This window comes from Niabella sp. ZPM-14 (assembly GCF_055693045.2).
This window is the reverse complement of sequence record NZ_CM181148.1, coordinates 4,473,713-4,487,446: the sequence shown is the minus strand read 5'-3', so window position 1 is coordinate 4,487,446 and position 13,734 is coordinate 4,473,713. Positions and strand designations below refer to the sequence as shown.

General features: G+C 48.2%; 14 protein-coding genes. 8 read left to right on the top strand and 6 right to left on the bottom strand.

Features of this window, described 5'->3' with window-relative positions:
- Positions 1-29: 29 nt before the first annotated feature.
- Positions 30-413, bottom strand: a complete 384-nt coding sequence (locus ACU37H_RS19080; protein ID WP_472706116.1) for a SpoIIAA family protein — start codon at positions 411-413, stop codon at positions 30-32.
- Positions 414-621: 208 nt separating this feature from the next.
- Here ACU37H_RS19080 and ACU37H_RS19075 point away from each other — a divergent pair, with 208 nt between their 5' ends.
- Together ACU37H_RS19075 and ACU37H_RS19070 are read left to right on the top strand one after the other, a co-directional pair.
- Complete coding sequence (locus ACU37H_RS19075; protein ID WP_472706114.1) at positions 622-831, top strand: hypothetical protein; 210 nt, start codon at positions 622-624, stop codon at positions 829-831.
- Between the two features lie 478 nt (positions 832-1,309).
- A complete protein-coding gene (locus ACU37H_RS19070; protein ID WP_494407571.1) occupies positions 1,310-1,825 on the top strand; it encodes a hypothetical protein in 516 nt (171 codons plus the stop codon).
- Here the strand turns inward: ACU37H_RS19070 and ACU37H_RS19065 are convergent.
- From ACU37H_RS19065 to pdhA, 5 genes are all read right to left on the bottom strand, one after another.
- Complete coding sequence (locus tag ACU37H_RS19065; RefSeq protein WP_472706110.1) at positions 1,815-3,548, bottom strand: DUF4091 domain-containing protein; 1,734 nt, start codon at positions 3,546-3,548, stop codon at positions 1,815-1,817. The two genes, ACU37H_RS19070 and ACU37H_RS19065, sit on opposite strands and share 11 nt — an antisense overlap.
- A gap of 81 nt (positions 3,549-3,629) precedes the next feature.
- A complete protein-coding gene (locus ACU37H_RS19060) occupies positions 3,630-4,352 on the bottom strand; it encodes a (Fe-S)-binding protein (protein WP_472706108.1) in 723 nt (240 codons plus the stop codon).
- Positions 4,353-4,417: 65 nt separating this feature from the next.
- Complete coding sequence (gene ribH, locus ACU37H_RS19055) at positions 4,418-4,894, bottom strand: 6,7-dimethyl-8-ribityllumazine synthase (protein ID WP_472706106.1); 477 nt, start codon at positions 4,892-4,894, stop codon at positions 4,418-4,420.
- A complete protein-coding gene (locus ACU37H_RS19050; protein ID WP_472706104.1) occupies positions 4,895-5,593 on the bottom strand; it encodes a tetratricopeptide repeat protein in 699 nt (232 codons plus the stop codon).
- A gap of 21 nt (positions 5,594-5,614) precedes the next feature.
- Positions 5,615-6,610 (bottom strand): pyruvate dehydrogenase (acetyl-transferring) E1 component subunit alpha, encoded by a 996-nt coding sequence (gene pdhA / locus ACU37H_RS19045; RefSeq protein WP_472706102.1) that lies wholly within the window; start codon positions 6,608-6,610, stop codon positions 5,615-5,617.
- Between the two features lie 365 nt (positions 6,611-6,975).
- Between pdhA and ppk1 the strand changes: the two genes are divergently transcribed.
- The 6 genes from ppk1 to ACU37H_RS19015 all read left to right on the top strand — a co-directional run bounded on the left by ppk1 (position 6,976) and on the right by ACU37H_RS19015 (position 13,683).
- Positions 6,976-9,030: a polyphosphate kinase 1 gene (gene ppk1, locus ACU37H_RS19040; RefSeq protein ID WP_472706100.1), complete on the top strand. Its 2,055-nt coding sequence runs from the start codon at positions 6,976-6,978 to the stop codon at positions 9,028-9,030.
- A gap of 33 nt (positions 9,031-9,063) precedes the next feature.
- The gene (locus ACU37H_RS19035) at positions 9,064-9,951 is read left to right on the top strand and encodes a Ppx/GppA phosphatase family protein (RefSeq protein WP_472706098.1); all 888 of its coding nucleotides are present in this window, start codon (positions 9,064-9,066) and stop codon (positions 9,949-9,951) included.
- A gap of 103 nt (positions 9,952-10,054) precedes the next feature.
- A complete protein-coding gene (locus tag ACU37H_RS19030) occupies positions 10,055-10,216 on the top strand; it encodes a hypothetical protein (protein ID WP_472706097.1) in 162 nt (53 codons plus the stop codon).
- A 420-nt stretch (positions 10,217-10,636) separates the two neighbouring features.
- Complete coding sequence (gene panB / locus ACU37H_RS19025; RefSeq protein ID WP_472706095.1) at positions 10,637-11,452, top strand: 3-methyl-2-oxobutanoate hydroxymethyltransferase; 816 nt, start codon at positions 10,637-10,639, stop codon at positions 11,450-11,452.
- A 264-nt stretch (positions 11,453-11,716) separates the two neighbouring features.
- Complete coding sequence (locus ACU37H_RS19020; RefSeq protein ID WP_472706094.1) at positions 11,717-11,917, top strand: hypothetical protein; 201 nt, start codon at positions 11,717-11,719, stop codon at positions 11,915-11,917.
- Positions 11,918-12,345: 428 nt separating this feature from the next.
- Positions 12,346-13,683, top strand: a complete 1,338-nt coding sequence (locus ACU37H_RS19015; protein ID WP_472706092.1) for a sugar porter family MFS transporter — start codon at positions 12,346-12,348, stop codon at positions 13,681-13,683.
- Positions 13,684-13,734: the final 51 nt, after the last annotated feature.

Here is a 13,734-nt window from a genome sequence, read left to right as displayed (position 1 = left end):
GTCTTATGATTTATGAATGATGAATGAGGCTAAGGTCTTGGTGTTTCCCGGGTGGTGCTCACCCATCGTAGCGCTTCTTCCTCTTGTGCGGAAGTATATACCCTGAATTCGCCTGGCATGATCTTGCTAAAGACATCGGTAAAATGTTTGATGCCGTCTGAATCGCTGATAATGACGGCCCGATGCCAGTCTGCCAGATGTTTAAGGCCCAGCCAAACGTCTTGCAGCCAGGCGCCGGCGGAGAAATCGGAAATATCAGTATCGAGATATAATAAAAAATTAAGCTGACCCTGTTTCCTGACATGCTGGTCGACCAGCGGAATGACAAGACTTTTGAAATCATCTGCAGTCACTTCTCCCGACGCGCGAAACGCAATTACCTGCTCGGGAACATCTGTTATCTGTTGAATCATAAAGAAATGTTTGAGGGTCGTTGTAAAAAGACAATTATTATGCCACCAAAAAATGATTTGTTGCGTCTGATGAACAGTGAACGGTACAATAACTATTTTAAATCAAAATAAAAAGACAACTGCACACTGCCCGGAGAACCGGTCCTGTTTGGCACACCCTTTGTCTTAGTCGATTCAGAGGAAACCATAACCATTAAAGCTTTTACACATGACAACGCTCAACGAAATTATCAACCATGGGTTTCAGGCCCATAATGTAAATACCGCGACATTTGACGAATATGTTTTCGGCATGGTAAAAGTGCATGTAGCCGGCGATGTGGTGGTAAACGTTTTTGTGATGGATATCAAGGTCAACTGTGCTCAGGACATTGATGAATTGATGTATATCTGCAAACGGGTCAACGCACGTGCCTGATGCAGGGACCACTCAAAAACCTTTTGAGAAATACGGGGCAAAGAAGCAATGCTACAAAGTCCCGGATATAATTTTGTTGCGCTTTACAGCATTTCATAGAGATGCTTCCGGAGCTAATAATCGTTGATCTTTACATTAGCAGCCAGAGACCTGAACACCACGAATTCACGAATAAATTCATCCGCCGACTGATCTTTAGCGGCCGGTCCTCAACCCTACGAAATGCCCGTTCAAGACCGTAGTTAACAATGATCTGTGCATGAGCGGCAAAGACCTGAACGCCATGGCTTCACGGGCCGTTGGTTGATGGATGATCTTTAACCGTTCCTATTTTTAAGTGTTCATCCGCGGCTGATCGTCACAAAAACCTGCCTGAGCGACTCCGCGTTGTTCTGCACCGTCCGTGAATATTCGACAGGTAGCATCCTGGCGTCATGCGTTAGATTCTCCGGCATTTAGATTATTTTAGTAGCAGGAATTGAACTTCAAACCAATGCCCTCCCTGATCAAAGACCTTTTTAAAGCCACGGTGGTGGCGGGTGTGCTGGACATATCAGCCGCGTTCATACAGGCATATCTTGTCAATGGGATCATGCCGGAGATCGTCTTGCGCTATATTGCCAGTGGTATATTCGGGGATAAGGCTTACTCCGGAGGTACTGTATACCCCATTGTAGGTTTGGCGGCACATTTCCTGATCGTGTGGGTGTGCGCGATGGTTTATTTCCTGGCTTATTCCAGGATCGGGCTGCTGCGCAGCAGCCTGTTCCTCAGCGCGGCGTTGATCGCCATTACAGCATGGTCGGTTACTACGTTTGTCGTCGTTCCCCTCAGCCATATCGGGCCGCAGCCGGCAACCTTTGGGAGGTCGGTAATGTCCATAATAATCCTTCTAGTCTGCCTTGGGTGGCCGATCGCTTTGTTTGTAAAAAGGCATTTCGAAAAACCAGCTTCAGCAAAACCCTTTCAACCCGGTCAGATCGCTACTCATTGAGCAGGCCCCTGGCTTCCTCCAGCATCGCTGCAGCGGATGTCTCTGTCAGCGCCGCAATGCGGAAAGGCTGTAAAGCGCTGTTGATGTCATTTAATTTCCGGCTATTCCCTTTGTCTATATATTCTTTTTTGAGGATGCGGATCTTTTCATAGTCCTGGATACCCTCAATGATCTTCTCGAACCGAATGCTGGTGAGTGGTCCGGGGTATACGAGATAGGTATCTCCTGAAGGCCATGCGGTAAAACGGCTGTCGTGCATGGGATCTTTAGGCCAACTGTTGTAAGCCCACCTCAGGTAGCCTTCCATGCCGGTAGCCGCCGTGTACCACCCCATCCACACCATTTCGGCCGGAGGGGAAAACGTGAAGGCGTTGGGATATTTTTCTGTGCAGCAGGTATACCAGGTGCTCGTCTGACCGCGTTGCTTCCGTGCCGCTAAAACATCCGCGGGAAATTCCCAACGGGAAGCAATGCAATAATTATCGATATCTTTTTCCAGCTCCTGGTGGTAATCCCCTGCCAGCGCGATCTTCCAGTTCGTGTCTACCGAATGCAGCAACCGGATCACGGATTTCATCGCATCCATTGGACGCTCATCCATGGCAATGTAGGTCTTTCCAAACCATTTTTTCTTTTTAAGGTGGCGCGTAAAATCTACGAGCATGGTCTTCCAGAACCGGTTGTATCCCTCGCTCCCGATGGTATCGGTGATGGTCATTTCCTTTTGCAAAGCTTCATCGTAATAGGTAAACGCTACCTTCCAGGGCACCATGCTGTAACAGCTGATGCGTCCATCTATCCCGCAGCTCATCACAAATTCCACATATTTGTCAAACAGCGAGTAATCATACTCCCAGCTCCCGTTTTTCTTTTTGATCCACTTGATCAGGCTTGGATAATCATCGTAGGTCTGGTGTCCCCACGGCTCGTTGACCACGCTGGCGGTGATATTTTTCTGTCCGGCCGCGGCCAGCATCGTGTAATATTTTTTCATCAAAGCGAAATGCTCCGGCGTCCACCATTTCACCTGGTGTACCCGTGCGATGGCCGCAGGATGTTGCCAGAGGTCCAGATCATAATGCCATTGAGCCGGTGGCGGCAATACCCGATCAATAACGGTTAGCTGGATCTTCAGCTCCTTTTTTTCCGCGCCGTCGACCGTGATAAGTCCATTGTAAGTGCCCGGCCGGGCATTTGCGGGGACAGATATACTCAGCCATACCGGCTGAACGGAATGTGCCTGAACCCGCACCGATTGAAGGGAAGTATTGATGATATCAGGGCGGTAAGATGAATCAAAATTTTGAGGCTTCCGGTAGCCACATCCACCCGCAAATTCATCTGCCATAACGTACTGAACAAAACCGATCTGCACCTGTTCCTTCCGTATCGTACTGCCGTTGGCGCTCACCAGATGACCGGCCGTCACTTTCGCGTTTGGTATCTCCTGTTTCGAAGCGATCAGCAATTGCGCCGACACTTTTTCACCGCGCCACGCTTTCAGCTGAGCTGTTAAAGACCCTTTACTGCCCGGAGGCATATCCTGTGCAAACCGGTCGTTGGTGGACACAAAACCCACGGTTGCGTCGGCTTCCTGTTTTTGCCAGGCCGCGGTTTTTTCATCATCCGTAAACCTTTCCAGCTTTTGAAGATCCAGGCTAACGTCCTGTGCGCGGGATACCAGGGCGCAGCATCCCAATAGCAAAGCAATACCGTACTTCATTGATGTTTTGATTTTCGTTGAGCAATTATATATTATCTCTAACCCATCCTGCAATGGTCCCCGAAAGGCCAGGGACCCCTGTTACCAGCCGCTGGCAAGCACATCTGCCAGGTGCATGGGTTTTATCTTATATCCCTTACCGTTGATGTACCCTTCCAGGTGCATCAGGCAGGAAAGATCTGTACTGATCAGGTAATCCGCATCGGTCGCTATGGCGTTTTCCACCTTCTGCTCGCCCATCCCAATGGAGATGCCCGGGAATTTTACGGCAAATGTACCGCCGAAACCACAACAGGTCTCGACATCTGTCATCTCTGTCAGGTGCAGGCCCTTGACATTATCGAGCAGTTTGCGCGGGCCTTGTTTGATCTTACATTCGCGCAGCGCAGCGCAGCTGTCATGATAAGTTGCAACCCCGTTGAGCCGGGCACCACAATCTTCTACCCCGAGCACATTGACCAGGAACTCAGAAAACTCAAAGGTTTTGGCCGCCATCGCTTTCACTTCATTGTGCAGCGAAGAGTTGTCAAACAACTTCTGGTAGTAGTTGCGGACAAACCCTACACAACTGGCGCTGGGCGCCACGATATATTCAGCACCCTGAAAATCCTGTATAAATTTCTGACAAACGGCTTTCGATTCGTCCCAGAAGCCGGCATTGAAAGCAGGCTGACCGCAGCAGGTTTGGTTTTGATTGTACCGCACGGTGCAACCGAACTTCTCCAACACCTTGACCATGTTAAAGCCTGTTTCAGGATATAACTGATCTACAAAACAAGGGATGAAAATCTGGACGTTGTACATGGGAATAAAAGGTAATAGTCTATGGTCAATGGGCTATGGACCATAGACTGTTTTCTATAATTAACTTACTCCAGCATTTTCAATGCTGTGATCGCGGCTTCCTCTCCTTTATGGCCGTGCTTGCCTCCTATGCGCTCAAGCGCCTGTTCCTGGTTGTTGACGGTCAACACCCCGAAGATCGTAGGAATCGGCAAAGTAAGGTTGAGCCGAAGAATCCCATCGGCCACCATTTTGCACACGTAGTCAAAATGCGGCGTATCACCCTGTATAACGGTGCCAAGGGCGATATAGGCGTGCGGTTCGTCAAACTGCTGCTTGGAGCGGTTCCAATGACGATTGATCGCGAAGGGAATTTCGACGCAACCCGGAACGGTCAAGGTTTCCACGCGCGCATTGTGTTGCGCTAACACGCGGCGACAGCCGTTTTCCAGCTCGTCTACCACATTGGCGTTCCATTCTGTTTTTACCAAAACAATAAAGGCATCCTGTTTGAAGATGCCCGTATTGCTATTTAATAAGTTACTGTTGCCAGTTGATGCCATTTAATTTACATTGTAAACACCCAATTGCGCCAGGTATTTGTCTGCTTCAAAGCCTTGCTGCGTACGAGGGTATTTTGTTTTTAATTCTTTGAAAAGGTTTACTGCTTCGTCCTTATCATTCATCACGTGCTGTGCCAGGAAAGCGCCTCTGAACAATGCTTCTGAAGAAGCCTGCTGATCTGTTTCAAAATGATGAGCCGCCTTTTTATAATAATCCAATGCTTCAGCGCTTTTACCCAGATCGCCATAAGCGTCGCCGAGTAACAGGTAGGCGCGCTGTTGAACAGGTTTGGAATCTGTGCTGAACTCTTTCAGGTACTCCACCGCTTTATCATTCTGATTCAGCTTGATGTAGCAAACACCTGCATAATAATTGGCAAGGTTGCCTGCGGGCGTGCCGCTGTAATTAGCCGCAATCTTGATGAACCCGGGGTTCATACCATCGCCGTTTAAAGCTTTGCTGATCGAATCCATACGAAAATATTCTTCCGCTTTAAAACTCTTGTCCAAAGCTTCCGCCTTTTCAGGGCCTTTAACGAAATGCTGGTAAGCAAAGAACCCACCTACTGCAACGACCAGTATGCCAAGGAAAAGTACGATATTCTTGCCGTTCTTATTCCACACCTGCTTAGCCTTCTCTACAGTTTCGTTTGATCCAAGTTGATCATTGTCAACTTGTTGATTGATATTGTCTGCCATTTTACTTTAAAACAATTAATATTAGTCAACAATAAATGGATAATTCTGATCCATGTATACATCTTTCAGGACTTCATCATCGTTCGGGAACGGACTTTCCTCAGCGAATTTCACTGAGTTTGCCACTACTTCTTCACAGCGCGCATCGATTTCTTTCAGCGCCTCTTCAGAAGCATATTTGTTGTCCAGGATATTTTTCTTCAGGATAGTAATGGGGTCTTTTGATTTGTATTCATCTACCTCATCCTTGGTCCTGTATTTTTGTGGATCACTGATTGAGTGTCCTTTATAACGGTAAGTTTTAATTTCAAGTAAGGTAGGCCCTCCTTTTTCACGCGCCCGTTTTACTGCTTCAGCAATGGCGTCATGCACTGTCTCAGGATTCATTCCGTCCACTACCTGTGAGGGCATATCATAACCGGCACCTAATTTATAAATGTCCGTTACGTTAGAAGTACGTGCAACAGAAGTACCCATTGCATAGTTGTTGTTTTCGCAGATGTAGATCACGGGAAGCTTCCACAACATGGCCAGGTTGAAGCTCTCGTGCAGGATACCTTGTCTGGCAGCTCCGTCGCCGAAGAAGCACAACACCACGTTGTCTGTTCCTTTATAATGCTCGGCAAAAGCTAGACCTGTTCCGGTTCCGATCTGGGCACCTACGATACCATGACCGCCGTAGAAGTTTTCTTTTTTACCAAAGAAGTGCATACTACCGCCTTTTCCTTTGGCACAACCGGTGGCCTTACCATACAACTCAGCCATACAGCTGTCAACGGATACGCCTTTGGCGATCGCTAATCCGTGGTCGCGGTAAGCGGTGATGAACATATCTTCGGGTTTTGTAGCGGTCATACAACCTGCAGCAATCGCCTCTTGTCCAACATACGCGTGAAAGAACCCGCGTATTTTACCTTCCATTTTGTACTTTTCTTCTGCCGTAAGCTCAAACTGGCGAATCAACTGCATTAACTCGTACCAGTATAAATATGTTTCTTTAGAAAATTTCGTTGCCACTGCTAAAATTTTGAGTAGCAAAAGTAAGGGAAAAAAGCTTTTAAAACTAACGCTGTCTAAAGCGCTGTACGCGTAAGAAATTTTACCGGATCAGGCGCGCCGCGAACACCAGTCACCGTATGTCTTTCATCGGTTAAAGGGTCTTTCCGAAATACCGGTAAGTATCAGCAGCCATCCGAAACGGGCTGCTCCTGAACACCGCTGCCAGCCGCAACCCTGGCCATCACGGTGTATGGTACAATAAGGCCCGGACGCTTGTTCCTGATAGAAAATATAATAAAGATTTAATCAGCGATTTCGATAAGGGTACATGAACGTCCCTATATTTATCGGATATTTTTTTTATATTGAAATTCTAATTTCTAATGTTGAAACTTATTCCGAGAGATATCAGCTGGTTGTCGTTCAATGAAAGAGTGTTGCAGGAAGCCTCAGACCACACCGTCCCTTTGCGGGAACGCGTGAAATTTCTAGGGATCTTTTCCAACAACCGGGATGAGTTTTTCCGTGTGCGGGTAGCGTCGCTGAAAAGAATGCTTCAGATCGAAACAAAGATGAAGATGCATTCCGAAAAAAACCCTCAAAAGATCCTAGATGAGGTGCAGCGGCTCAACTCCGAACAGCAGATCGCCTTTGAAAAGGTATGGACGGAAGTGCTGGCCGAGCTGAACCAGAACAATATCTTCCTGAAGAATGATAAACAGCTGAATGCCGAACAAAAAAAATTCATACTGGATTTTTTTGACGAAGAAGTAAGTGCCAACATGGTGCCCTTGATGGTCGAAAACATCAAAAAATTTCCCAACCTCAGAGATAAATCTATTTACCTGGGCGTGGTGATGTCCAAATCCACTAACCGGGCGGACCGCAAGTATGCGATCATCGAAGTGCCGGTGACGGCCGTGGGCAGCCGCTTTATCGTGTTGCCTTCCAAAGCGGGCAACCACGACATTATGCTGCTCGAAGATGCGATCAAGTTCAACCTTCCCGATATCTTCAGCTTCATGGGTTACGACGAATTCCAGGCAAACATCTTCAAGTTTACGAGGGACGCTGAACTGGACATTGATAACTCTGATACCACAACGATCATTCAAAAGCTGGAAAAAGGACTAAAGAACCGGAAGAAAGGAAAGCCGATCCGCCTCTCCTATGATGAAAATATGGACGCCGGGTTTCTTGAGTACCTCCTGACGCGGCTGGGTTTATCCAAGAAAGACAACCTCATGCCGGGCGGCAGCATTCATAACTTCCGCCATTTTATGGACTTCCCTTCACAGGTATTTACAGACCGGGCGAAACGCAAGCAGGCTTTCCCCCATCCCCTGCTGCTGGATGAGCGCGTAGGCGACGTACTGCAGAAAAAAGATGTCCTGCTGAACTTCCCCTATCACAGCTTTACACCCGTGATCGACATGATACGCGAAGCGGCTTTCGACCCGGACGTGATTTCTATTAAGATCGCCTGCTACCGGCTGGCTTCGCAGTCCAAGATCATCAATGCACTGGTGAATGCCGTGCGGAATGGCAAAGACGTGACCGTGATGATGGAGCTGAAAGCCAGGTTTGACGAAGAGGCCAACCTCAACTGGCAACAGGTGTTGACGGATGTGGGCGCCAAAGTATTGACCGGGCTGCAGGACATGAAAGTGCATGCCAAGATCTGCGTGATCAAGAAGCGGGTGAAAAATAAGACGATTCATTACGGATTTGTCAGCACCGGTAACGTGAATGAGAAGACGGCCAGACTGTATGGCGATCATTGCCTGCTGACTTCTAACCGGTTCATCATGGCGGACATCAACCGGATCTTTAATTTTTTACAAAAACCGGAAACGGGTCTTCATTTCCTGGAAAAATGCCGAACGTTGATTCCCAGCCCGGGCTTCATCCGGACAGAGCTTAATAAGCTGATCGACTTTGAAATCAATGCGGCTAAGAAAGGACATCATGCTGAGATCATTCTGAAAATGAACTCGATGGCCGATGCAAAGCTGATCGAAAAACTGACGGAAGCCGCAAAGGCGGGCGTCATTATTAAACTGATCGTACGCGGTATTTTCTGTATGCAATCAGAAAGTAAAAAATTCAAACACCCCATCCAGGCGATCAGTATTGTAGATGAATACCTGGAACACGCCCGTGTCTGGGTCTTTCATAACCGGGGTAATGAAAAAGTGTACTTGTCGTCGGCAGACTGGATGATCCGGAATATTGAGCACCGCGTAGAGGCAACTTGTCCGATCAAAAGCCCGTTATTAAAGCAGGAGCTGATCGATATCTTAAAGATCCAGCTAAAAGACAACACCAAGGCCCGCATCCTGAACAATGAATTAAGCAATGACTACGTGAAGAAGAAGGGTGACGTCATTCGCTCCCAGGAAGAAATTTATAATTATCTTGTCAATAAAAGTTATTAATTGCAGCAACGCTGCATCATATAAAACGAATGGATGAAACTGGCAGCGATAGATATCGGTAGTAACGCCGCAAGATTATTGATCACAGATGTGTTTGCAGATGGTAAAAAGTCTCCTGAATTTATAAAGTCGAGCCTGGTGCGCGTGCCTTTACGGTTAGGGTTTGATGTGTTCGAAACAGGCACCATCTCACCCGGAAGAGCCGCCCGCCTGGTAGAGACCATCAAAGCCTACAAGCATTTACTGAACGCTTACGAGATCAGGCATTATAAGGCCTGCGCCACGTCTGCCATGCGTGATGCCAAAAACTCGAAAGAGATCATTACCCAGATCCGTGAGGAAACGGGAATAGAGATCGAGATCATTTCTGGCGACGTAGAAGCAGCGCTTATTTATGAAACGCATATCGCCGAGGGACTCGACAAGGATGTTCTTTACCTGTACATCGACGTAGGCGGCGGCAGCACAGAGATCACTTTCTTCCTGAATGGAGCAGTCGTCTTCAAGCAATCCTTTAATATCGGTACGATCAGGCTTCTGAAACAACAGGTATCAGAAGGTCAATGGGAGGAAATGAAGGAGGTGATCAAGGCGCGGGTAAAAGGCGCGCGCAAAGTCATGACCATAGGTAGCGGTGGTAATATCAATAAAGTGTTCTCGCTTTCTAAAAAGAAGGAGGGCAAGCCACTTCCGCTTTCCCTGCTGAGAGATTATTATAAAGAGATGAGCGGGTTGAGCCTGCAGGAGCGCATGAGCCTCTACAAAATGCGGGAAGACCGGGCCGACGTGATCATCCCTGCATTGCTGATCTATGTGAATGTACTCAAATGGGCCGGTGCAGACGAAATACTGGTGCCCAAGATCGGCCTGGCCGATGGGTTGATCCATGCCCTGTATGATGAAGTCAGTCGTGACTCCTGATGAATACAGAAACGCTAAAGAGCTGACTATTTTATCACCGTGAATTCACGAATAATTCCTGATCGCATGCAGCAAGAGCGATTATTTTGAAACAGGTAAATAAATGAATTCTTTTCACGCATTAAAAGCGAAGTTCGAGACCAGCAAACAACTGGCTGATCCGTCTGTCTGTGCATTTGTGGCTAACACCATCATTGCGTCAGACCGGGACGGTCAGACGCGGGAACAGCGCCACGGATGCAACGAATCACGAAAAACGTCTTGAGCTCTGAATAATATCCGACAAAAATTCGTGCATCCGCGGCGGTCATTATACAGCCACGGATACACGATTCCTTTCTTGCATGACTGAATAATAAAGTTTCTTTGGGAACGAGCTGAATGAGTCGTTCAGCCCGTCACACATGGACCAAGCGGCAACTTTTTTGATCACAAAACAAGCAACGTCTCTATCTATCCGTATATCCGTGCCCAACATCTTCATTGCGTCAGACCGGAGGGGCAGACGCGGGAACAGCGCCACGGATGCAACGAATCACGAAAAACGTCTTGAGCTCTGAATAATATCCGACAAAAATTCGTGCATCCGCGGCCAACCCTCTCTCCCAAAAATCTGCTGCTCATTTAAGTTATTAGTTTAATTTCACCGTCCGAAAATCATTTGATCACCCTACAACCTACTACCGTGTCAGTTAATAAAGAAGTGAAGCGTGTTACAACCAATACATTGATGATGATGAAGCAGGCTGGTGAAAAGATCTCGATGCTCACCGCCTACGACTATTCTTTTGCGAAGATCATCGACAGCGCCGGCATCGACGCCATCCTGGTGGGAGATTCGGCTTCTAATGTCATGGCGGGACATGAAACGACCTTACCGATCACACTGGACCAGATGATCTATCATGCCTCCTCCGTGATCCGCGGTGTACAGAGATGCCTGGTAGTGGTGGATCTTCCTTTCGGTACCTATCAATCCAATTCCGAGATCGCATTGGCCTCCGCCATCCGCATCATGAAAGAGACAGGCGCCCATGCTATCAAACTGGAAGGCGGTGAAGAAGCTGTCGACTCCATCCGCAAGATCGTATCCGCCGGCATTCCTGTGATGGGCCATCTCGGCCTGACACCGCAATCTATTTACAAATTTGGCACCTATGCCGTGCGCGCCAAAGAGGAAGCCGAAGCAGCCAAACTAAAATCGGACGCGAAACTCCTGGAAGAAGCCGGCTGCTTTGCGACCGTACTGGAGAAGATCCCTGCACAACTGGCAAAAGAAGTAACCGAAAGCCTGCATATTCCCGTGATCGGTATCGGGGCAGGCAACCATTGTGATGGCCAGGTGCTGGTGATGCACGATATGCTGGGTATCAATACCGAATTCAAACCTAAATTCCTGAGACAATATCTCAATATTTTTGAACAGGCCACAGAAGCGGTTAAATCATATATTGCTGACGTAAAATCGTCCGACTTTCCCAACGATCGGGAACAATATTAGTCCCGTAATTAAAATACGCTGAAGTGTACGTCCCTAACCATGCGGGAGAGCCGGCCCCTTACCCCGGGCCTGCCATCCCGAACGCACCAGTTGTATCCTTAAAAACACTTTTCATCCTTCAAATTATTTTTTTTGTCCTTTTGAATGTAAACTGTACATTTGTTCGACAAAATATGCTTATGAACAAACAGAAAGAGATTTGCCTTTGACGTCAGCACGTTGTTCTCTGCATCTTTTTGCCCACTATTAAGCCCTCTAACCAGTATGGACACAGAACTGAATTATGACCAGGTAGTCAAGCTGCTTTTAAAATCTGAATGCGATTCGTTCATTCAGCAGGTAATTTTATTACTCTCGCTGGTGCACGAAGAAATGCAGAGAAGCTGCCTGGATAAAAATGACTTCTTCTTTACGCAGTTCAAAGAAGGTCATGTTCTGGTGACCAGAGTAAGAGATCGAGCCTGAGATTTTCTCAGGCTTTTTTTATGCCCTTTCGGCCTTAGGCTCGGGTATCGGAAAGCAAACGGTCAGACGGGGACCGTCAGACCGGATCGCGAGTTCAGCCGCCATTGCTTTCTTAAAACTTATTACTCCTTTTGAAAGACATTCCTCCCGCGCCCCGCCAGAATAAATCTTTCGGGTGGGCGAACGGATTCGGCTGCCTGCCTGGCCATAAAGAACGGGGAGCCTCGAACCATCTCTTGTTTGGAAAGAGCGTGGTCGAATTATTTGAGCTCGCGGACCGGATAGCAAACGGTCAGACGGGGGACCGTCAGACCGGGTCGCGAAATGATTCGTGTGAATAGTCCATAAAAATGTCTATGCTTTTCGGGCTGCAATCCATGCTTCTCATTTTTTTTGTGACCATTTTTGTACAAACAAGATTGCACGCCATGGACCTTCAAGATCGCTTCAATAGCCGTTACATTCTGGGTATCTCGTTCATTTCCGCACTGGGTGGTTACCTGTTCGGTTTCGACTTTGCTGTCATTGCAGGAGCGCTGCCATTTCTGAAAGAGCAGTTTCATTTCAATGATGTACAGGAGGGCATTGCTACGGCGACCCTGGCCCTGGGCTGTATTTTAGGTTGCGCGCTGGCTGGGGCGATTTCGGAGAAGTACGGCCGGAAGCGCGGCCTCATGATCGCCGCCATTATTTTCTTTGTCTCCTCCCTGGCCATGTCTGCCAGCAATAGCAGCACAGCCTTTATTGTAGCCCGGTTCTTCGCAGGCGCCGGCGTAGGCATGGCTTCAGTGTTATCACCGATGTATATTGCCGAGATCGCGCCCGCCAGCATGAGGGGCCGGTTGGTAGCCATCAACCAGATGACCGTCGTCATCGGTATTTTCATTACCAACCTGGTGAATTACAACCTGCGTGATCAGGGAGATGATGCCTGGCGCTGGATGGTCGGGTTGGGTGCCGTACCATCGCTGTTGTTCCTGGTCGGCGTATGCTTCCTTCCCGAAAGCCCTCACTGGCTGGTTCGCAACTTCAAAGCTGAAAAGGCGAAGGCCATCCTGTCGCGGATCGGTGGCGATGCTTATGCGACCCAAACGCAAAGCGCTATTCAGGATTCTTTAGCCCACACCAATAAGGCGTCGCTGCCGGCATTGACCGACCCGGCCATCCTGCCCGCTGTGATCGTAGGCATCGGCTTGGCTGTATTCCAACAACTCTGCGGCATTAATGTCGTCTTCAATTATACCGCCACCATCTTTGAAAGTGTCGGTTTCAGCCAGGACGATCAGCTAAAACAAACCGTGTTCATCGGACTGATCAATATGCTTTGCACGGGCCTGGCCATGTGGCAGGTTGACAAACTCGGACGGAAGCCCCTCATGCTTTTTGGTGCAGTAGGTCTGGCAGTTCTTTACATCATCAGTGCGGCGCTGCTCCAGCAACAATCCCCCGCCGCCTCCTGGCCGCTGCTGGCAGCTATCGGGGTGTATGCAATGACCCTGGGACCCGTCACCTGGGTGTTGATCTCAGAAATATTCCCGAATAAAGTACGCGGCAAAGCCACGTCTGTAGCGATCATCGCACTGTGGGTTTCGTATGCTTTGCTCACTTTTACGTTTCCCATCCTGGCGCAGCGGACAGGCACTTACACGCCTTTTTACCTCTATGCCGGCATCTGCATCGCTGGCTTCTTTTTCGTGAAAAGGAAGGTCAGGGAAACCAAAGGAAAATCGCTCGAAGAAATGGACGAGATCTTTCTAGGTCACTGACGATCATCGATCCGTTATACATAAGCCTGCACGGCTGTCACTAGATCATTT